This is a genomic window from Peribacillus huizhouensis, from assembly GCF_014138605.1.
Taxonomy (GTDB): domain Bacteria; phylum Bacillota; class Bacilli; order Bacillales; family DSM-1321; genus Peribacillus; species Peribacillus huizhouensis.
Genome location: NZ_JACJHX010000014.1, coordinates 66917 through 89229, shown reverse-complemented (window position 1 = coordinate 89229; position 22313 = coordinate 66917). Strand labels below are relative to the sequence as shown.

The 22313-nt window shown below is 35.1% G+C and carries 18 protein-coding genes and 2 pseudogenes; 2 read left to right on the top strand and 18 right to left on the bottom strand.

From position 1 onward, the window contains the following. Positions 1-392: 392 nt before the first annotated feature. Both HNP81_RS18250 and mprF read right to left on the bottom strand, forming a co-directional pair. Complete coding sequence (locus tag HNP81_RS18250; protein ID WP_182503561.1) at positions 393-1313, bottom strand: patatin-like phospholipase family protein; 921 nt, start codon at positions 1311-1313, stop codon at positions 393-395. A gap of 450 nt (positions 1314-1763) precedes the next feature. Further along, complete coding sequence (gene mprF, locus HNP81_RS18245) at positions 1764-4298, bottom strand: bifunctional lysylphosphatidylglycerol flippase/synthetase MprF (protein ID WP_182503560.1); 2535 nt, start codon at positions 4296-4298, stop codon at positions 1764-1766. A 648-nt stretch (positions 4299-4946) separates the two neighbouring features. On the opposite strand from mprF, the pseudogene HNP81_RS24755 reads away from it, so the two are divergent. After that, a pseudogene (locus HNP81_RS24755) lies at positions 4947-5039 on the top strand (shikimate kinase); the annotation flags it as partial. A 341-nt stretch (positions 5040-5380) separates the two neighbouring features. On the opposite strand, the gene HNP81_RS18240 reads toward HNP81_RS24755, so the two are convergent. The 12 genes from HNP81_RS18240 to HNP81_RS18185 all read right to left on the bottom strand — a co-directional run bounded on the left by HNP81_RS18240 (position 5381) and on the right by HNP81_RS18185 (position 18023). Then, positions 5381-6235, bottom strand: coding sequence for a MurR/RpiR family transcriptional regulator (locus tag HNP81_RS18240; RefSeq protein ID WP_028390140.1), 855 nt, complete (start codon positions 6233-6235; stop codon positions 5381-5383). A 12-nt stretch (positions 6236-6247) separates the two neighbouring features. Continuing rightward, positions 6248-7135, bottom strand: a complete 888-nt coding sequence (locus HNP81_RS18235) for an ROK family protein (protein WP_028390139.1) — start codon at positions 7133-7135, stop codon at positions 6248-6250. An 80-nt stretch (positions 7136-7215) separates the two neighbouring features. After that, a complete protein-coding gene (locus HNP81_RS18230; protein ID WP_182503559.1) occupies positions 7216-7911 on the bottom strand; it encodes an N-acetylmannosamine-6-phosphate 2-epimerase in 696 nt (231 codons plus the stop codon). A 27-nt stretch (positions 7912-7938) separates the two neighbouring features. Further along, positions 7939-8772, bottom strand: a complete 834-nt coding sequence (locus tag HNP81_RS18225) for a carbohydrate ABC transporter permease (RefSeq protein ID WP_182503558.1) — start codon at positions 8770-8772, stop codon at positions 7939-7941. Positions 8773-8784: 12 nt separating this feature from the next. Beyond that, complete coding sequence (locus HNP81_RS18220) at positions 8785-9660, bottom strand: carbohydrate ABC transporter permease (RefSeq protein WP_182503557.1); 876 nt, start codon at positions 9658-9660, stop codon at positions 8785-8787. 129 nt (positions 9661-9789) lie between these two features. Then, positions 9790-11184: an ABC transporter substrate-binding protein gene (locus HNP81_RS18215; protein ID WP_182503556.1), complete on the bottom strand. Its 1395-nt coding sequence runs from the start codon at positions 11182-11184 to the stop codon at positions 9790-9792. Between the two features lie 26 nt (positions 11185-11210). Further along, complete coding sequence (locus HNP81_RS18210) at positions 11211-11849, bottom strand: GDSL-type esterase/lipase family protein (protein ID WP_182503555.1); 639 nt, start codon at positions 11847-11849, stop codon at positions 11211-11213. 4 nt (positions 11850-11853) lie between these two features. Further along, positions 11854-12765, bottom strand: coding sequence for a dihydrodipicolinate synthase family protein (locus HNP81_RS18205; RefSeq protein WP_182503554.1), 912 nt, complete (start codon positions 12763-12765; stop codon positions 11854-11856). A gap of 210 nt (positions 12766-12975) precedes the next feature. Further along, a complete protein-coding gene (locus tag HNP81_RS18200; protein WP_182503553.1) occupies positions 12976-14643 on the bottom strand; it encodes an FAD-binding protein in 1668 nt (555 codons plus the stop codon). An 11-nt stretch (positions 14644-14654) separates the two neighbouring features. Then, entirely contained in the window at positions 14655-15107 is a 453-nt protein-coding gene (locus tag HNP81_RS18195; RefSeq protein ID WP_028390130.1) for a NanQ anomerase/TabA/YiaL family protein, read from the bottom strand. Between the two features lie 339 nt (positions 15108-15446). Beyond that, positions 15447-16601: a M20 metallopeptidase family protein gene (locus HNP81_RS18190; RefSeq protein WP_220478632.1), complete on the bottom strand. Its 1155-nt coding sequence runs from the start codon at positions 16599-16601 to the stop codon at positions 15447-15449. 18 nt (positions 16602-16619) lie between these two features. Then, entirely contained in the window at positions 16620-18023 is a 1404-nt protein-coding gene (locus tag HNP81_RS18185) for a YfcC family protein (protein WP_182503552.1), read from the bottom strand. Positions 18024-18509: 486 nt separating this feature from the next. On the opposite strand from HNP81_RS18185, the gene HNP81_RS18180 reads away from it, so the two are divergent. Next, entirely contained in the window at positions 18510-19502 is a 993-nt protein-coding gene (locus HNP81_RS18180) for a LacI family DNA-binding transcriptional regulator (RefSeq protein WP_182503551.1), read from the top strand. Positions 19503-19701: 199 nt separating this feature from the next. On the opposite strand, the gene HNP81_RS18175 is transcribed toward HNP81_RS18180, so the two are convergent. From HNP81_RS18175 to HNP81_RS18160, 4 genes and pseudogenes are all read right to left on the bottom strand, one after another. Continuing rightward, positions 19702-20613 carry a glycerophosphodiester phosphodiesterase family protein gene (locus HNP81_RS18175; protein WP_182503550.1) on the bottom strand — a complete coding sequence of 304 codons (912 nt, stop codon included), beginning with the start codon at positions 20611-20613 and terminating at the stop codon, positions 19702-19704. Beyond that, positions 20610-21443, bottom strand: coding sequence for a hypothetical protein (locus tag HNP81_RS18170; protein WP_182503549.1), 834 nt, complete (start codon positions 21441-21443; stop codon positions 20610-20612). Before HNP81_RS18170 ends, HNP81_RS18175 begins: the two co-directional genes overlap by 4 nt. 197 nt (positions 21444-21640) lie before the next feature. After that, positions 21641-21967: pseudogene (locus tag HNP81_RS18165) on the bottom strand (ABC transporter permease subunit); the annotation flags it as partial. Then, positions 21949-22158, bottom strand: a complete 210-nt coding sequence (locus HNP81_RS18160) for a hypothetical protein (RefSeq protein WP_182503582.1) — start codon at positions 22156-22158, stop codon at positions 21949-21951. The pseudogene HNP81_RS18165 and the gene HNP81_RS18160, both read right to left, overlap by 19 nt. Positions 22159-22313: the final 155 nt, after the last annotated feature.

Sequence of the window (22313 nt, the reverse complement as noted above, 5' to 3'; positions counted from 1 at the left end):
TAAAACTATTTTAACATATAACCTGTCATGTTAGTTATATTATTCTGATAATTCAACCAACATTTCAATCTATTAGCCAATACAATGAGGCTTTTTCCAGTCTACTGAACAAAAATGAATGAAAGAATCCTTATCAATGAAGGATTCCGACAAACACCTTGCGATGAAACCTAAGAAACTATCATAAAGTAATTTACGATAGTTTCCTTTGATTACTCAGTTCATTACAGATTCAGATCGTAAAAAAGATATGAAGGCACAAACCTTTCCTATGACTAAAACACCGCTTGCAGAAATAATGGTCACTATTTCAAGCAAAACTGGCTAAACAGAAAACACATGTAACGAAAAGATCCTGCTCTTTTGTTTGAAGGGATAGAGTTTTCTTTTAACTACTTATTCTTCACTCTTTGGCTTCGCTTGATCTTATATTGTTCAAAATCCCACTTCGACAAAAATTCTTTAGTGGAATTATAGCCTGATCTATAGAGAAAATCGATTTCATCTTTATTCAGTTCAAAATCAGTTGCGCTGATATCACCAGTAGGGATTTGAATCGTGCGCTCAATCGTTTCTTCTTTCATATATCTTAAATCATGGGCTTGAAGCATCGTTTTAAATATATTTTTAAAAAGGTGGATTGGCGTTGGTATAACTGCATTTATGTTCACTTCATTTTTCACAAAATGGAAGCCAAACGTTGGAAAGCGGGGATTGTCTGTATCGAATATCCATATTGGGAAGTTACTAAGTAATCCACCATCTAAAATGTAGGATTTGTTACGGTCTTTTGATTTCCAAATAACCGGACGGAAGAAAAATGGTAATGAGGTACTCATCATAATGGCAGTTGAAACTTTTAAATCAGCAGGAGTCATTCCATAGCGAACCAAATCATCTGGCAAAATAAGCAATTGGCCGTTCGAAATATCGGAAGCAATTATCTTCAACTTGCCTTCTGGAAGATCGGCAAATGTCTTAATTCCTTTTTCTGCAAGAAGTGAATCGACCCATGTTTCTAAATAATTGTTTTTATAAATTCCAAGATGTACCACAAGCGCTAAAAAGGTACCGATTATGGGGACTCGATTCAAGATCGTTCTGCCTCTTAGCTTTGAGAAATCAAGTTTACTTAGCTCGTCTCTAATTTCATAGCTTTTATAACCACTTGCCACCAGTGCAGCGATGACGGCGCCTGCTGATGTTCCAGCCAATCGTTCCCACTCAACGTTCTCCTCCTCCATCGCCTGAATCGCTCCAATAAAAGCAATTCCCCTGATCCCACCACCTTCAAAAACAGCATCTACCTTCAATGTACTTCACCTCGTAAAAATTATTCATTACTAAACTACTATGATAGTAGATTAGTAATCACCTCTAGTAAAATTGCATAATTCCTTTTATTTTTCGACTTCGAAATTTGATAAAAAGACGGGGCCACGCTATGCAAACCCGTTTAAAACAGCTGAATTCAGATACCAATGATGACAGCTTTTCTTTATTCTATGTAAGGAGACAAGCTTTTGCTATAAGTCTTAGTCTAATTTGATATAGCATTTTAAAACGTTCTGACTAAGTAAATATAAACCGTTATATTTACTTAGTCACTCTTACAGATATTTTGCTTTCATAAGCTCAATAGGACATTGTACCTTTTTCGATGTGTTTCTTCCGTCCAGAATGGAACAAGGATGATTTTAAATATTTTCACACTTTCAAAAGAACACTTATTTTTCAAAGTTAGAAAGAAAATGACTAGCTTCTCATTTTTTTCTTTTCTTCCCAATCAATAAGGTGATTTGTGTCATAGTAATAGGCAATGAAGTTTTCTTTCGGTAAGCTAAATATTTAGGATGCCATATATCTGCATATTTTTCTTTAAATTTTCTTAAACCATGAAATGAATAGAGAAATTGACCATGCATAAATATTTGGGAAGCTACTTTCTCACTTAAAAATGAATACTTTGAAATTCCAACATTAGATAAAGGTGCCATCCCTATATTAAAGGATTTATATCCTTCCTCTTTTGCCCATTCAAATAAGGATAGAAAAACAAAGTCCATCGTTCCAGAAGGGGCATCCTTACCAAATCGCATTAAATCCAAAGAGATCGTATCTTTTTTATCGTAAACCGGCATAATGTTTACAAATCCAAGAATCCCCTTTCCTTCAGCTTTCACAATGGCAATCTCAGCTTTATTGAGGTAATTCTCATCAAAAAAGCCGAGGGAAAAACCTTTTTCCGTTCTTCCTTGAAGCCATTCATTGGATATTCCCCTAAGTTCCTTCATGAAATCTTCATCAAAAGGAGGGGCTACAATTTCAAAATGATAATTCTCTCGTTCAAACTTGTTTTTTACTGCCCTGGCTCCTTTCATTTTTTTCCCACTATATGAAAAATGGTCTAAATCAACATATGCTTCTTCGCCAAGTTTAAAAAAGTCATAACCGTTTTCATGAAGATAAGGGAGCATCGTATTGCTGACTTCATAAAAGACAGGTGTAAATCCATAAAGATCAGATGTTTCACGGAATTCTTCGATTGCAAGAAGCAATTCATCGCGTTCACCGATCGGGTCTCCAAGGACCACTAGCTTGTCAGAAAATATCTGATAAGAAAACATGACATTGTGCTTTTGATTCCAATAGATATATTTATCATGTAAAAAAATTAAATGCGTTAGAACCGTTCCATTATATCGATCTAAGTGTTCAATAATTTCACCTTCCTGAGCAAGGGATGTTTCCATACTCCATCTTTTATCCCGACTTAACAAATAACCCGCAATAAATAGAGAGAAAGCAATAAGCAAGCCAATTAAAGCACTATTAAATAAGTCATGATAATCTTGAATCACATACGGCGATAGCTTTGAATTTACTTTCAATTTGGAGGTAGGTAAATTTGAATATCCAATTAAGACATACATTAAGGTAATCATGACAAACACAGCTATATCAAAAATCGTTTTGCCCCAGCTTAATATAAAATTTTCTCTGTAAAAACGATTTTTTGACATTCTCAGGAGCACAATAACAATCAAAAGGTATAATGCCTCTTCATAATCAAGTCCTTTAAAGAAAGAAAATAAGGCGGCCAAAAACAATACAGCCATAGTTAGAGAATATGACCGTTTCACCTTATACTGAATACTTCGGGATAAACCAAGCAAGATAAAACCTGTTGCAACGGAGAGCTGATGAGATATATTCATGATTGGCAATGATAAAAATTCCTGGGCAATTTGTAACCTTTCGATAATTCCTGGTACTGCCGCTGAAAGAAGTAAAATAATTCCTGAAAAAAACACCAAAAAGGTTAATATTACATGGCTTATCCTCACCATGACCACTTTGGGTAGATTGTTCCATGATTTATTCCACTTGTTCCAAAAATCTTTGATAAAAAGAAAAACTCCTACTAAAAATGGAAGGATAAAATAGCCTATACGATAAAATAGCAATACGACTAGCACTTTCTCATCTGGAACACCCAGTGCATGGGTTCCCCAAATAAAGACTAAATCAAAGGATCCAAAGCCCCCAGGAATCATACTGATAATACCAGCACATGAAGCAACGATAAAAACAGGGACAAGATCGTTAAAATAAATGGGTAGCTTCAAAATAAAAGATAATAACCAAATGCATAGAAATGCGCCTATCCATTCAAGTAAAGAAACAATGAGTAGTTTTATCATAATTCCAAGATCAGTACCTGAACCAGTAGCTTTTTGGCGTTGGATGATATGTACAATAATAAAAAGCGGCAAATATATACTTACGGCTACAACGGCCCAGAAAAGCCATCTTGTCTCTTGAATCAAAGGGGCATTCCTATAAGCGACAAGTACAATCCAGGAAAGTAAAGAGATACCTGTAAGATAAAAAAGTGAAACAAATGCAATTTTTTTCACCAGTCTTTTCCTGTCAGCTTCGTATTCATTATAGAAATATGTTCTTAGCGTAGCTCCAACAAGACCTCCAAAACCAATTAAATTTGAAAAAGAATTCGCGATAAGAGACTTTTTTACCAACTCTTTCAGAGGAACTTTAATACCTAATATTTTCGCTAAAAATACATCATAAAAAACCATAGGGAAAATGGAACAAAAAGTAAGAAGAAGAATAAAGATCGTCTTAGCAAAATGCAACTGGCTTACTTCATGACGAAGCATTTGAATATCTATGTTTCCAGTAAATTTTTTTATTTCAAAGACTGCAAGTACTAATAAAATCAGTGGAAAAATAATTTTTACAGACTTAAAAATCTTGGCTTTATTTAACCTTTTCATACTCATTCACCTCGTATATTTCTCCTTGGTAACTATCCTTAGACAGATACAATTTGAAACTGGTATTCGTTTCTATTTCAGAAATTACAAATGACTATGACTATAAAAGACAGGGTACCAACACCGTAATTTACATCTGATCAATCTTATAACTGTTTAAGACATTTTTACCACGGACTTTTCCTTCAAACGTATTTGTTTCTTTCCATTCTTGAAAGCCATCATCTTATTGTCTCTAAACTCTTAAAAAATAAAACCGCGATTTCGATTTTTGTTCTTTATTTTTCTGTTTTCACAAACCGGTAAAAGTTTCCTTTAAAAATGTACACATTTGAAATGACCAAAAAAATCGGGGGATAGGGTGAATATGATGTTTAACGTAGGCAAAATTATAACTCGAAATGCAGGGACTAAGAAAAGATAAAGACAATAACTTGTTTTGATTTTAGATTGTGTATATCTCCTTTTTAGCACGTTGTTTTTGCCGTTCGTTTGTAGCTTCATGTTTCCCCTTTAAGTTCCTTCTGAACAATTAATTCATTTAAAGACTCTGGAATGTAAACAAGTTGAATTCCTTATAATTTAAGTCTTGATTTCGGAATATATGAAGGCTTTTTATAATAGAAGTCGAAGTAGGTAGATAGTAGAAAGTCAAAAGGTGGCGAGTTTTATTTTGTTGAATTAGAAGCTGATATCGAAGAAAGGCTTAAACCAACAAAAAGAAATATTGAGCACTCTGAACCATAATGGTGTATGGAGCATTATTGTTTTACACGTAAGAAGAGAGGCTGTCCCAAACAAGACAACCTCTCCCTTATTTTATGTACTTTTATCATTTCTGTCTTGATTATGTATTGACTTAACCTTTTATGTCCTATCTCGCACTAAAGCCTTCCTCTCAAGTAGAACAAATTTCCTTTTTCGAGGTCGTAACTAATCAAGTAGAAATAAAAAAGGCTTCCCGAATCAAAGGAACACCCCAAATAGCCTAAGCACAAATTGTTATGATCTGTTCTATTAGGAAATTGTCCCGTCATCTCACATAATGGCGTTTGCCAGTGCTTTTGCTCGTTTAGATACTCTTAGAGCATTTTAGAAATAACTGCCTTTGCCGTACTTTCTTTATTAATGACAGCGTCCTCATATGTTCGATTAAAAAATTCTGCATATAGAATATCTAATAAGTATAGCTGTGATATTTTTGCTGATAAACTTCCCCCTTGAAGAGGACCTTCGTTTCCACCACAAAGCAAAGTGATATCTGAATAATTTGTTAAAGGTGATTTGGCAAATCGAGTGATGACAATAATCTTGGCTCCTCTTTCCTTTGCACATTTTGCTACTTCAATCATATCTTTAGTTGATCCTGAATAAGAAATAAGAATTGCAACATCATTTTCGGTCATTAATGCTGCTGACATAATTTGCAGATGAGAATCAATTGCACACTCTGTTTTGTTACAGATTCTCATAAACTTATTTTTAGCTTCCATAGCTGTCATTAATGAAGCACCTACACCAAAGAAATGAATTCTTTCAGCCTTAATCATACTATCAATAGATTGAATAATAGCATCATTATTCATATTGTTATAGGTTTCTGTAAGCGCACTGATATTTGTTGTTAATATCTTGGATGAAATCTCCTCAATTGTATCTTGGATATTAATCTGACCAGAAAGCTGTGGAGTTTCATCATCATGTGAAATACTATGAGCTAAAGCAATTTTAAATTCCTGATACCCCTTTAGTTTCATCGTTTTACAAAATCTAAATACACTAGACTCACCGACACTACAAGCATCAGCTAAATCTGTGATCGACATGTATATGACTTCCTTTGTATGTTCAAGGATATAGTCAGCTACTTTTTTCTCCGTATTTGTAAATGAATTGTATCTGGCGTGAATGAGCGGAAAAATATCAGTCTTATTCATTAAACACCTCTTCTAGTAATCTCCTTGTAAATGAAGCGAAACTGCACCAAGGATACCGGCTTTATTTCCTAGCGATGCCTTCATTATATGAACATCTGAAAAACTTTCCATTATAAGCTCTTTTACTTTACTCGAAACCATTTTTACAAGTTTCTCCTGTTCCATAACTCCTCCACCAATTATGATTGCTGGTGGGTTAAAGATGTGAATTAAAGATGTAAGCCCTAAAGCCGCTTCAAAAATCCAATCATGAACAATCTTTTCCAATTCTTTGTCACCTTGATTTACTCGCTCAAAAATGACTCTACCATTTATGAAACTCTTGTCAAGCTCCATTGCTTTTCTTACTAACGCTGTAGTAGATGAATATGTTTCATAGCATCCTAACTTGCCACAATTACAATGGTTGCCTAGTGGGTGAGTAACGATATGCCCAAATTCGCCTGCAACGCCATTATTCCCCTTGTAAATGTTAGAGTTCATAATAATGGCACCACCAATCCCAGTCCCATATGTTAAACAAAGAAAATCTTTATAGGCCTTCCCCGCACCAAAATGCGCCTCTCCTAAAGCTGCTGCATTCACATCATTTTCCACCTCAACTGGAACATGAAATGCATCCTCAAAAATCGTCTTTAATTTAGTGCCTGTATAGTTAGGAATATTATCATTCGCGTAAATAATCGATCCTGTTACACGATCAACTTGCCCCGCAGTACTGATTCCAATGGCTTCAAACCCTTCGTAACCCTTGATAATCTGAATCAATTTTTCAACGATATATTCTCCGCCTTTTTTACTTTCTGTATCATATTCTTTAAAAGCTTCAATATTTCCTTTTTCATCTGACATACCAAGTTTAATAGATGTTCCACCAATATCTGCTGCTAATATTCTCATTTTATTCATCCTTTACGAATACATAGACAGTATCCATCCCTCGAGACATCCGGGGATTTATACTAAAACATTTTCTACTACTATTCAGGTTTAATGGCATTCATAAATCTTTTCGTAATTTCCATTGGTCTAGTAATCGCTGTTCCAACTACTGCTGTATGAACACCTAAATCAAAAATACGTTTTAATTGTTCAGGCGTCCAAATCCCACCTTCAGCAATGATCGGAATTGGAAAGTCCTTAACTAAACGTTCAATTAATTCAAAATTAGGTAAACTACTGCCTTTCGTATATTCTGTATAACCATTCAAGGTTGTACCTAAGCAATCAAACCCTAATTCATAAGCTTCTTTCGCTTCTTCATAAGTAGAGCAATCAGCCATGAATAACTGATCTTTATACGTTTCTCTAATTATCGGAAACACTTCACTTATCGTCTTCCCATCAGGTCTAACCCTGTTTGTTGCATCTATTGCAATAATATCTACTCCAACTTGATAGAGTTGATCTATTTCTTCAATAGTTGGCGTAATGAATACGGCAGATCCTTCATAATCTTTTTTAATGATTCCGATAATCGGTAAATCAACCGTCTCTTTAATTACTTTAATATCCTCAACACTATTTGCTCTAATTCCCTTTGCTCCCCCAAGCATCGCGGCATAAGCCATCTTGCCCATAATAAATGGGCTATGAAGAGGCTCTTCTTCTAGTGCCTGACATGAAACAATCAGTTCTCGTTTAACTCGATCAAATACTTGCTGTTTTTTGTTCATACGTATTCATCCCCACATTGTAAATTATTATTTATCTGCACCAATCGTAATCCCTTTTGTAAAATACTTCTGGAAGAAAATAAATATAAGTAGCATCGGAACCGCTGCAACAGTAGCACCAGCCATCTTATAAGCAAAGTTTGGATTGAGGTCTTGCATTAAGGTTGCAATCCCTACCATTAAAGTTTTTGAAGTTGCATCTTGTCCAACGATTAGCTGCCACAAATAGTCATTCCAAACTTGAACAAAGTTCAGAATAAATAATGCACCAATACCAGGCTTAACTAGCGGTAAGTAAATTTTATAAAAGATTTTAAATTCACTTGCCCCATCAATTTTTGCAGCTTCTCTTAAAGAATCTGGGATACTGTCAAAGAAGCCTTTAAGTAAAAATACTCCGAAAGCAGTTGCTACGTTTGGCCAGATCATCCCACTAAGAGTATTTACCATATCAAAATTTTGAATGATTCTGAACAAAGGAACGATCATTACTTCTTTCGGAATCATCAGACTTGAAATAAAAATGATGAAGATGATATTTTTCCCTTTAAACTTAAGTTTTGAAAAGGCATATGCCGCAAGGGAGCTTACGATGATTAAGGCAATTGTCGCAACTAAAGCTACAACTATACTATTATATGCCCATAGTAAAGCAGGTTGATTATTGAAAACGTCTACATAATTACTCATGGTAAAGGTTTTTGGAAACCAATCAGGTGGCATTTTCACAACATCTGCGCTGTTCTTAAAGGAACTAGTCAAAAGCCAATAAAGAGGGAAAAGACTTAAAATAGCAAAAAATAACACAATGGAATTCGTGATGATATCCAGTTTTTCTTTCTTGTTCTTATTTCCAAACATACTCTCTCACCTCTAATTCTTCTTAAGCATAGCTCTTAGCTGTGGAATAGATAAAGCTAAAGTAATTAAGAACATAATCACACCAACGGCAGAAGCAATACCAAGCTGATTATACTTAAATGCATTGTTATACAAGTAGTACATAAGAGTTGTAGAGGAATTGTTCGGTCCTCCACCGGTCAATAACTGAATAACAACAAATATCTTCAGCACAGCAATAATATTCATAATGATGATGTAAATGGTTGTTGGTTTAACCATTGGAATGAGAATCTTAAAAATGATTTTCATTCTACTTGCACCATCGACTTCAGCCGCTTCGAAAAGCTCTTTAGGAACGCCTATCAAAGAAGCGATATATAAGATGATTGCCTGTCCGACATTCGTGGCAAATGTTACGAAAATAATAACTGGCAACACCCAGCTCTTATCACCTAAGAAATTAACCGTTGATAGCTCCATTTGTCTAGCTACAAACGGGATAAGTCCATTAGCAGGATTCAATAAAAAGCTCCAAACCATACTCATTACAACCATGGAAACCATTACTGGAATATAATAGGCACCTCTTATAAAAGATACATATTTTGCATTTTTATCAAAAATAGCCGTGGATACAAAAAGAGCAAAGATCACTGTTAACGCAACAATAAATACTACGAATATTACCGTATTAAAGGTAGACTGAACAAATACTGGATCACTAAATAATCTTTGATAGTTTCCAAAACCAATAAATGTTTCAGTTTGATAGTTTATTTTATATAAGCTTAGTCTGATTCCTTCAATGATCGGATACACTAAAAATACTAAAAATAGTAACATCTGTGGAGCTATAAACAGATATCCCGTTATATTTTCTTTAAAAGATTCATTTTTTAATTTCATTAGTATCATTTACCTTTCTTCAAGAGCTTGTCTATAGAAGGGGGCTGACCTCACATTCTACTAGTAGATGCAGGGTTTAGCCCCTTTCGTTATGAGACAACTCTTGGTAAAGTCATATACTCTTTAGAACTATTTGCTATATATTACTGAGTCTGCTTTTGCATCTTCAATGATTTTATTACCTTTTGACTGATAGTCCTTAACTGCCTTATCTGCTGTTTTTTCACCAGTATATAGAGCTTGCAGTTCTGGGTATAGAACTTGTCTTAATTGATTGTATCCTGGTACATTTCCTGTGAAGTTGAACATGAATTGATCATTAGCTGTATAGGCAGCGAATAAAGGATTTTCCCCCTTGAACTCCTCAACAACAGATGATCTAACTGGTACACCATTCTTAGAAGCCTTCACTAGCTCTGGGTCAGATGAGATAAATTTAACAAAATCCTTACTCACTTTAATTCTTGTTTCATCCTTCGTATCAAAAATAGCCGCACCTGTTACATACGTAAATGTTAATGGATCGCCACTTTCAGAAGGAATATTAGCAAGTCTCATATCAAATTTAGGAGCTTTGCCAGATTCCATGTCAGCCTTTGCATTATTAAATAAAATGGAGTTTGTGAAGCTAACACCTAGTTGCTGATTCTGGAACATTGCGTTCGCATCATTTGAAGAAACAGATTCAGCACCTGGATTCGTTAAACCATCATCATAGATTTTCTTTAACCAATTTGCCGCCTTAGCCCCGTTTTTATCACCAACGATGATATTTCCTTTTTCATCAAAGAACTTATTGCCAAACATTCTTAGGTAAGCAAGGTTCCAAGTATCCCCCTGATTATTTAGTGCAAATAATGCCATTGGGAATGCATTTGAATATTTGTTCTTAGGTAAATCTTTCTTAAGACCATAAAGAATATTTTCATACTCTGCTAGAGTCCATGTTTTAATTTCATTTTCTTCACCAATATACTTTTCTAGTCCTGCATCTCTTAACATATCCGCATTATAAACTAATGTTCCTGGGTTATGTGAAAATGGATAGAAGTAAATGTCATCACCGAAAGTAACGTTATCCCAGAAATTCTGTGCAATGTCCGCTTTAGCATCTTCATCAACAATGTCATTTAACGGTACTAAAGCACCTCTATGTGCATAGTCCCCCATAGCGAAAACGCTCTCAAAAAAGATATCTGGAGGAGTTCCACCGTTAAGATTTACGTTGATTAGTTCATCTCGTTGGTCACTTGCAACGACCTCTACATTCACTTTTACTTTATGATCTTTGTACTCAGCAGCGAATCTTTCTGCCGCATGTTTAAAGAAGCTATCATAATCAGCACCATCTTCAGATGCATTTAGAACTCCCTTCCACTGCGGAGTTAACCAAACTGAAATTTGAACTTCATCACTTGAACTTTTCCCCGAAGATTTACTTGTTTCCTTTCCAACACACCCCGCAAGTACTCCGAGTATGAGCGCTACGCTCAAGATTGAAGCAAGAAATCGTTTCTTAAACATACATAATCCCCCTTTAAATGTCGTTACTAAATCAATCTCTTAACTTTGTGAAAAACAACTTCTGATAATTTCTTATGTCCTTCCTCATCAAGATGCATAAAGTCAATCTGATTCATCGGAACTAAACCTTTTGTATCTAGAAACTCAATTCCTTGAGCCTGTAGAAGTCCGCTTATATGTACAGCTAGCTCGTCCGATTTACGATCACATTCTCTTCCCATTGACTTTCCTATGTCCGTGTCATAATACTCCTTACCAATTGGCGGTGGGGCAATGACCAGTACTTTTGGAAACCTGCCATTTTCACCGACTGGCGTATTCTTCGCCTTCAGTGACAGTCTAGCTATTCCTTGGGCGATATTAAAAGAAGTTAAATGAAATCTTTCCTTGGTGTCATTCGTGCCGAGCATTATAATCACTAGTTCCAGAGGTGCATGACTCATTAAACATGGATGGATATAGGAATAACCATTTAATCCTTCAAATAAAGGATCATCGACTACACTCGTTCTCCCCGATAGTCCTTCTTCTACTACTTGAAACTCGTCTCCTAATAGTTCTCCTAAAAGACTTGTCCATCTAACTCCATCTGAAAACCTTTTCATCGTTCTAGCATCAAAGCCCCATGTATTTGAATCTCCAAAGCAAACGATTCTTTTTTTCATATCCTTACCTTCTATATTTTAGAATAGCTTGATCAATCGACTCTTTAATTCCTTCTATTTTGAATAAATCTTCTCCTGATACTTCCTCAAGCGGTCCTCTTACACTACCAATGTTTAAACCTCTTAATTTTAATAATTCTTTAATCGCAGAGTACATAGACCCATTTAGTGAACATAAAGCGATAATGATGTCATTAATATCTGTTTGAATTCTTCTTGCATCTGTAAAATTACCAGAAGAAACAAACTCTTCAGCCTGTAAGAAAAGTTCAGGCATTGCCGCGTACGTTCCACCTATCCCACTATCAGCACCGATCAATCTTCCAGAAACATATTGCTCATCCGGTCCATTGAATACGATTACATTTTCTCCGCCACAAGCCTTAAATCTTTCAATATCCATGACAGGCATCGAGGAGTTCTTTACGCCAATAACCTTTTTGTTCTCTAGCATTTTCTTAAATAGATTCATAGAAAGGCTATACCCTGTCGTTTGAGGAATATTGTAAATAATAAAAGGTAAGTCTGTTGAATCAATAATCTCTGACCAATACTTATCAATTGAGCTTTCAGGTAGCTTGAAATAGATTGGTGGAATTGCCGATAACGCATCATATCCTAATTCTTCGGCATACTTTGCCAATATAACGCTTTCTCTAGTAGACGGTGCACCTACATGAGCGATTAAAGTAAGCTTTCCTTTTAACGTTTCTGAAACATACTTTAATGTCGCTTTTCTTTCATCAAGGTTTTGATAAATGCACTCTCCAGAACTTCCTCCTACATAAAGTCCTTTGACCCCTTTTTCAAAGAGATAGTTACAAAATTCTTTCGTTCTATTCTCTGATACTTCCCCAGCATCATCATAACAAGCATAAAAAGCAGGAATAATCCCTTTAAATTTTTCTAATTCCAATTTTCTCTCCACCCTAGATAGACCCCTTTCGTGTTAACGCTTACAAACGAAATATAACATACCAATAAATCATTGTAAATAATTTTCTTCATTTTATGATTATTTTGAAAAAAATTTCTTTGATTATCATGTAAAAATTTTTGATATTTATGATCACCTGACTCCTTAGTCAGAATACACGTAATGAAAAGCCACTGTACGCTCTTTATTTTATTTAAATTCAAGTTTAAGTTCATGATCATTTAAAGAGATGAACAACCTTTTATTAAATCTTTCATCCTCTGATGGATAGTCTTCTCGATAATGAGCGCCTCTGCTTTCCTTTCTTTCAAGCATGGCCTGTAAAAGAATTTTGGACAGCATGATGAAGTTCCTAGCTTTAAAAGCGCTTTTCCGATCCTTTACATTATCAACAAATTGACTGATATTAAAGGATTTCCTTAATTCTTCAATCTTTTCAATAGCAGAGAGAAGATTTTGTTCATCCCTGATAACATTTCCGTTAAACCACATAATGTCTCTAATCGAATCAATCACTTCATTAGGTGTCAAAGAATGATCGACATGAACAGAAAAATGCTTCATAGATTCGTTTAATTTATTGAGCTCTTCTTGTGAATCAATTTCTATAAATGAGTTTTCATTTATATATGCTAGACAATCCTTTGCAGCCCTCTTCCCAAACACCATACATGCACCTGTAGAATTGCCACCGAGTCGATTAGCTCCTTCAATTCCTCCAGCCAATTCGCCTACAGCATAGAGTCCTGCTACATTTGTTTTTCCGAAATGATCAACCTGTACTCCACCATTACTCGCATGGGCGAAAGGAGCTATTTTTACCTGATCCGTTAAAAGATTGATTCCCCGCTCAGTCAACCAATTTAAATAAATCGTGTAAAAATCACTTTCATTCTCATAGAGTGCCTTATTATAAATTAATTCAAAACCTTCTTCACTTCTCGTCTTCATAATCTGTTTCATCATAGCTATATCAAAGTATTTGGACACGAGCGAGTTCGTAAAAGGCCCATGTGTACTTCTAACTTCCAAGCACTCTTCTTTTGATAGCCCCTCAGGAAGAATTTCATCTAAAATACTATTTCCACTATCATCAACAAAGTCTTCACAATAATTTAGAGTGTGCTCTCCAAACAACGTCTTATATTTTGGCGTTGTAAAACCTGGGATAAACTGGATGAATTCTAAGTTAAGCAAGCTAGCTCCAGCTTCTAAGGCAAGAATATGTCCGGAACCATCCACGTCATTAGGATTTAAATTATGCTTATAAATATTTCCGAAACCTCCTGAAGCTAATACGACTGCCTTGCATTGTATCAAAATTAATTCCTTGTTTTTATCCAAAAGAAAGGCACCGATAATCTTGTCATTTCTCTTTATCAAAGAGATAACGACAGATCTTTCCATTACCGTTACATTTGAGTAATTTTCTAAAATTCCCGTGACGTTCTCCCTTATCTTATTCCAATCTCTTAACATATAAATCGTTCGACCATGATTGGCAAAGCATGCCTTTCGATTATCTGAAAGCTTATAAGGCTGAATCCCAATTTCTTCAAACTCATCGACTCGATCTTTAATCTCCTCAATATAGATTTTCGCCATATCCTTATCGTGCATATTATGACTGACGTCTTCTATATCTTGTAAAAACAGATCCTTGTCCTCGTCATTTTTCGTTACTTGCGTTCCTAAAGAGGCTTTAAGAGGATAGAAGCTTGAACCAGAACAAAGCTGGGTTTTGGTTGACATTAAAACGCTTTTCCCTTCTTTAGCCAGTTCAATACTAACCTTCAATCCAGCTATACCGCTCCCTACGACTAATACATCTACCGCTAATTTATCTTTAATATCCATAATTACTCCTCTTAAATTTTCACTTTAAAAACAAGTTTTCTGACCTTTTCCTGTTCATCGACCTTTATTCCAGTCATATGAACATCTTCCGGATAACAAATCATAAAATCGCCCTGTTGGAGTCGTACTTTAGAGTGCAAACTACCTTCCAACAGAAAATAATCGTTCTCTTCATTATAATTCTCTTTAATTCTCATTCTTTCAAATTGCTCGTATCCTATGAATTCGGTTCCTTCTAATAAATAGTGAATATCGATATATTTCTTATGGGATTCCCAAAATCGATTTTCCACATTTGTTGTTTCATATTCAAGTACATTGAAAAAAAGTTCTTCTCCTTCTACTTCATACGTTTTTGGTATGAGTTCGTCAAAGTTCATACTTTTAATGAAAGCAAAGGCTTTATCAATCCTTTCATTGCTTCCTTTGTATAAATCGTAATTAGTAATATGATCAACTATCATATAACTATGCTCCTTTTCTATGTATACTTTGAAGTTCGCAAGCATTAACACCTGTTTTGCTAGCGCTTTCAAATGAAATTTAACACATTACTAACATAATGTAAATAATTTTCACTAATTTTCATAATTGTAGAAAAAATTTCTTTTTATTTTCCTATGAATTACTACATAAGTACCTGATAGGTTTCATTAAGCACTTAATGAGCTTCGTCATATAATGAAACTTTCCTCAGTTCGTATCTGTTACTCTCCATTTAACTGAAATAAAACAGGACAGCTACGATGAGCTGTCCTGTTTTATGAATATTATTAGATCTTGAGCAAATACAAGGTTCTCGATCACTGATATTTTTTAGCGATTTCGATAAATAGCTTAATCGCATCTGGAATAACCTCTTCATCAATATCGAATTTAGGGTGGTGGTGCGGATACATACTTTTCTCTCCACCCATACCTACAAAGATAAACGCGCCCGGTTTATTTTGTAAATAATAAGAGAAGTCTTCGCCACCCATCACCGGATCAACTAACTCAAATACATCATCACCAAAAGATTGGCGAATGACTGACTCAACGAAGTGAGATTCTTTAGCATGATTAACAAGCGGCGGCGTTCCGATGATAAAATCTACTTGACCTTTTGCATCAAATGCCTTGCAAATCCCTTCTGTAAGTTGAACCATTTTGTTTTGCAGCGTAGCAACAGCTTCCGGCGTCAATGCCCTTATCGTACCAATTAATTTCGCGGTATCTGGGATAATATTATATGTCGTCCCCGCTTCTATCTTTCCAACTGAAATAACACCAGAATCGATTGGATTTAATTTCCGACTAATGATGCTTTGTAAAGATTGAATCACATGTGTCGCCACATAGATCGGATCAACAGTTTCATGGGGCATTGATCCATGTCCGCCTGAACCTTGAATCATGATCTCAAAGTCATCAATTGACGCCATCATCGGTCCATGTGTTAAACCGATTTTCCCTTTTTCCATCCCTTGCCACAAATGAATCCCGAAAATTGCATCGACATTTTCTAATACTCCTTGTTTAATGAGCCTATCTGCTCCACTAGGGGTAATTTCTTCGGCTGATTGAAAAATAAGGACAATATTTGGTTCGACTTCATTTCCTTTTATCGATAGCCATTCGGCTACCGCTAACAATGTTGCTGTATGACCATCATGCCCGCACATATGCGCTACCCCAGGATTTTTTGAAAGATAAGGTTTATCCCCTTCTTCTGTAATCGGCAAAGCATCGATATCTGCTCTTAACGCGATCGTTTTGTTTCCTTTTGTCCCTTTAATAAAACCAATCACACTAGGTGGTTCGAAATCTAATATTTCTATTTTTAATGCTTCAAGTCTGTTACGAATAAAGGCACATGTTTCGAATTCTTCTCCCGATAACTCGGGATGTTGGTGAAAAAAGCGACGATCTTCAATCGCTTGTTTAATTAAATGCTCATCTACATAGATATTTTGCAAGAAAATTTCCTCCTTTGTTTAAAACGGTCCATAATGAATCCACTGCGCAATCATAAGTGCGATAATGGCAATTCCAATTTGAATGAAGAAAAAGGGCAGCAACCACTTAATCCATTTCCCCCAAGGAATTCCGGCAACTGCTAGACCAGCAATCAAATAGCCGCTTGTAGGAAAGATGATATTTGAAATTCCATCGCCGAATTGAAATGCAAGGACAGCTGTTTGTCTTGTAACACCAACTAAGTCCGATAATGGAGCCATTAGTGGCATCGTTAATGCTGCTTGTCCACTCCCAGATGGAACTAGAAAGTTTAACCCTATTTGAAAGAATAACATCCCCACAGCAGTCATAGAAGCAGGAATTGCATCAATCGCTTGTGAAGAATAGTAAAGGATTGTATCCATTAGTCCCGCTGTATCAAAAACCACTAAAACCGCCTGTGCCAGTCCGATAATCACAGCCGCACCAATTAGGCTGCCTGCTCCCTTAATAAAGTTATCAGCAATTTCAGAGGGAGATAATTTTCCAATAAGGCCCATAATTACTCCAAATAATAAGAACAAACCAGCAATTTCAGTAATATACCAACCTAATTTAATAACACCGAATACGAGGACAACAAAATTGCAGAGAAAAGTGATTAACACTAGTTTGTGTCTCGTTTCCATTTTTGTGTTAGCGTGTAAAAGAGCCTCTTTCTTTTCTTGTTTATAGTACCCGTAAAACCCAAGTGAAGGATTGCTTTTTACTTTTCCAGCATAACGATAAACATAGATAACGGCTGCCAAGTATAAGACAACAAATACGATAAGACGGAAACCCATCCCTGAAAATGTTGGGAGTTCAGCAATATCTTGAGCAATACCAACCGTGAACGGATTCATCACAGCTGCAGTAAAGCCAACGGACGCACCAAGAGTGACAATAGCATAGCCTGTAATGGCATCAAACCCTAATGCAATCGCCATTGGAACTAGAATCGCGACATACACAATGGTTTCATCTGACATTCCCATTAATGCACCACCTGCAGCAAAAAACAACATAAGCACAGGGATAATTAGTTTTTCACGGTTCGCCATTTTGACTGAAAGCATAGCAATAAATGCATCTAACGCTTTAGTCGCAGAAAGAATTCCAAATGCTCCACCAATAATTAGAACAAAGAAAATAATATTTGAACCTTGTACCATGCCGCTATGAATACTATTGAAAATGTCTAAAAGCCCAACTGGATTTCCATCAACATTTTGAAACGTTTCTGGTTGAATGACACTACGCCCATCAACCTCTGTCCTTTCAAATTGCCCTGCTGGAACGAGATATGTTAAGATTGCCGATACTATAATGAGACAAAACATTAAGACATATACATTGATATTTTTTGGCTCTTTTGTTTGATTAACTACCAGTTTACTCACTCATTTCCTCCTTAACCCTACTATTACTCATGTATCACCATATGTGGTTTGTGAAGATTCTTTTGTAAAATCTACTTGTATTTCCTTTCAGAATTAAAAGTAGTACATCAGATTTTAAATAAAAATAATTATACATATATATTAATTTTTATACAATGTTATTTTTTAAGAAATCCTTATTCAGTATCCAAATTACTTCAGATTCACGTTCTAGAATCCTCTATTTTGTTCCTAAAATGAAAATTATATCCGATTCTCTTCTTATTAAATGATAGGTATTTATTGAGTGAATTCTTGAAGACTATGGTAATTTAAATGAATAATCCAAGATGTAAAAGTCTGGATGACTTCGGTTAATTTTATAATGTAAATTTGAATCCCCTTTATTTTAAGATTTGGTAAAAACACTTAGACACCGGTGTCATAATAGGTCACTTATGATATAGTGAACATAGGAATATTGTTAATTAAGTGAGGATTGATAAATTGGAAAAAAAATATACATTACGTGATATTGCACAGCTTGCTAATGTCTCCTTTAAAACCGTTTCAAGAGTGATTAACAACGAAACAGGTGTAAGGAAAGAAACAAAGGAAAAAGTTTTAAGAGTTTTAAAAGAAACTAATTATACGATGAATTACTATGCAAAAGGATTGTCACAAAACAAAACGTTTCAAATTCTTGTTGTGTCTGACATCGATCGAGACAATTATCCTGTCCAAAGAACAAGCATTATTATTAATAACATTATCAAAGAAGCAAACAATGAAAAATACAAAGTCGTATTAGTAAATAACTTAGATGAATTAGAGTCCAATTATATGGGAGTTTTAGAAAAAGGGTATTATGATGGAATGATTGTCCTAAACTCCCCACGCAACAATGCATTACTAGAAGAAGTAGAAAAATTAGGTGTTCCAGTTATTGTATCCGGAAAAAATGATAAATTTACGTATGTGGGAACGGACCATGAAACTGGAGCCTATCTTGCCGCAAACTATTTATTCAAGTCTGGTATGTCCGACATTCATTTATTGTTAGATAATCCAAACTGGCCTACCCATGATGAAAAAATAAAAGGGTTTCACAAAGCTTTTTTAGATAATCATATCCCTTTTGAACCGAATAGGATTATCACTGACTTGTCCAACAGTACTGACGTCTTTCAGTATGTAGAAAAACATTTCAAAAATGATACTTTACCAAATGGTTTAATCATATCTTCTGATTTCTCAGCATTAGGAGCCATTAAAGCGATCAATAAATATCAAATTCCGTGTCCCGACAAAGTAAGTGTCATCGGCTTTGGAAATATGCCCATTTGTACGGAAGTTTTTCCTGAATTAACATCTGTGGAACAAGATTTTGAAAGAATTGGACAAATACTCGTCCAAAAACTAGTCAAAAAATTAGCAGGTGAACAAACGACTTCCTATAAAATTAAAACGGAATTAGTCGTGAGAAAAAGTACATTGTAAAAAACCAAGTTGAGATTTTTCTCTTAACTTGGTTTTTAAAAATATACAACTTGCATGATTTATGATCATAAACCATATTTGAGATTTACAGTGATTATAACATTACCGTGTACTTTTCATTCCCTTGAAATAAATTTGTATCTTCTGCATGTCCACATCGTTCGTGGTGAGTATGCAAATCGAATTTCCCTCTTCCAATTTATTTACGGTTTTCTTTTTGATAAAACCGTTCACTATTATAATGATTCGCTAACTTTTCATCGAGATAGTCTAATAACTTAAAAGAGTAATCGGTTTGAATGATATTCATTCCTTTATCGACCAACCATCCCCAACCTGCATCAGGATCCACAAGTGACAGCGTATCTGAATGACCACCATTTAATGATAAATCCAACGAGTTTACCCATACATTTGCGTTTTCTTTTATTTTTATTAGTACTTCTTCTGATACAACGGTGCTTGTATCATATTGAAAAGAAATCTCAATCGCAATCGGCTGAAATTTTGTAATGATATCTTCTAGTTCATGGACATTTACTTCATTTACTTTATGCATATAATGTAGTTTTTTATCTTTTGAATTCAAAAATTTTTCGATATTCTCGATTGTAGAGTCACTTTTAATCAGTGCATGATCAAACGTATCTGTTTGCTCTAAGATTTCGTATACTTCTTCTCTAATATCCCAGCATTTATCAATATTAACTAAGGCTTTGTCTTTAACTAAATTCATTGCCTCTAACAGTGTCGGTACTTTCTCATTTGTTAATACAGCTTCATCACCACCATTGTTCTTCTTAAGAAACAATGCTTTAATTTGTTCTAACGTTAAATCAGCAATTTTCCCTGACCCGTTTGTCATCCGGTCGACAGAATCATCATGCATCAAGATTACTTTGCCATCTTTCGTTTTGTGAACGTCTAGTTCAATAATGAAGACACCTTTGTTCATACAATTTTGAATGGCTGATAGGGAATTTTCAGGGGCAAATTTCCAACACCCTCTATGCGCAACTGGGAATAAATAATTCCCTTTTTCTTTAAACTTTTCATAAAAATCTTGAAAATCATGATATCTAGTTATGAAATTTAGTATTTGTTCCATCATTTACTCCTAACCATTTTTATTTTGATATACGTTCGGTCATCAAACGATGTGTTCCCCTTTTTTATGCCCTTCGTCGATTTAAGAAGATTAAACATAAGAGGATCATTTTTTAAAAGAGTTTGAAGTTCAGTTTCTGTATCTGTAAAGCTTTCTTTCAAAAATGGGTAGCCATCACTTGCAAGAACAATGGTATGGGCATTATTACATGTAGCTATTTTTATTTGATCGGCATTCATTGAGAAACCATCAATGACTGAATAGGATAACACCGAGTCATACCTATTGTTTTGGTAAAGATATTGACTCATTAAAAAAGGTTGAATATCCTCTCTCGCTCGATCATTTTCTAATAATTCTTCAACGGAATCTGTTTGCAAATAGTTCGAAATGAGCTGACTTCTCATTTCTGATAAAAGATGATCAATCTTTTTTTCGTTTGTGACATGAAAGCCATCTATTAAACAATGACAATCCCCCATTAACCAGATTTCTTGTCTAGTTTTACTAAATATAATGGCACTAGCTGACATTCGCTTATGAGGATGATCCGTTACTTCCTTCATCATGTTATTTTCTACGTAATAATCACGTATACATTCGGTCAATCTTCTTGATGCCTCTAGACAAGTAATATTTGCAGGAAAAGATTGTATTTCGGTTGCAATTCGTTTAATCGCAATACGTGCAGGTGACTCACCTTGATACAGAGAATAATCTTTTGGCGTCATTCCATCAATGACAGCAATAAAGGAATCTGCAATGACCATAGCATCTTCATTGTCTTTTTCTTGTCCTGTTTTTGCGATTGAAATCTTTTCAATAATTTTCATAGAATACTCCTTTATCCCGCATTAACGGGCAGTAAGCCCCCCACCTCAAGGCTTAGAGGAATCAAAGAAGCATAGGTGGGGGACAACTTGCCCGTAAAAGCCCGATTGGTTCAACTAACAATCAGTGGTGGATGAAGAAAACCCCCACTGATTGAAGTTTCACTTTATCTAGATCCTCTAAAGTGCACGAACACTTCTTACTTTCTAGAACCATTTCTACCATATACAGAGTAAATAACCAGAGCTGTTATAAACATTAACAATACGGAGTAAACAAAAGTCATTGCTTTTGCATCAACTGAGGCAGTTGGTTCTGTACTATTTTGAATAACAATACCAAGCGATTGGAACAATGGATGGTACAAGAATACGGACATGTCATAATCAGTAAGTTGACTATTAAAGTTCTAAGCAAGAATCGCTAATGCTGACGGTAAAATAATAGGTAATACTACTTTGATAAACGTATAAAACGTTTTTGCACCTAAATCTTTAGCAGCTTCTTCTAATGAAGAATCCAGAGTACATGATTTGAAGTCGAAGCAAATGTCATCACAAATACAACTGCTAGATACCCTGTAAACCATTTAGCATTCATAGTAGGAAAAAAGTTCATTAATACTTGAGTAAAAAAACCCGTTTCACCATAAATGAATTTATATCCAGCTACTAATATTATTCCTCCATAGAGTCTTCTCATAATCTGTTGATCCATTCATTTAACTCTTTACTAATCAGAAATGCATTCCCTGATGGACACCGGTGTCATTCAGGAGGATAAAGAAGTTAACTTCTAAAGTTATTTGCCTAACTCTTTTACTTTTCATACAGTAGACACCGGTGTCTAATGTGTGAACCAACATTTATTTA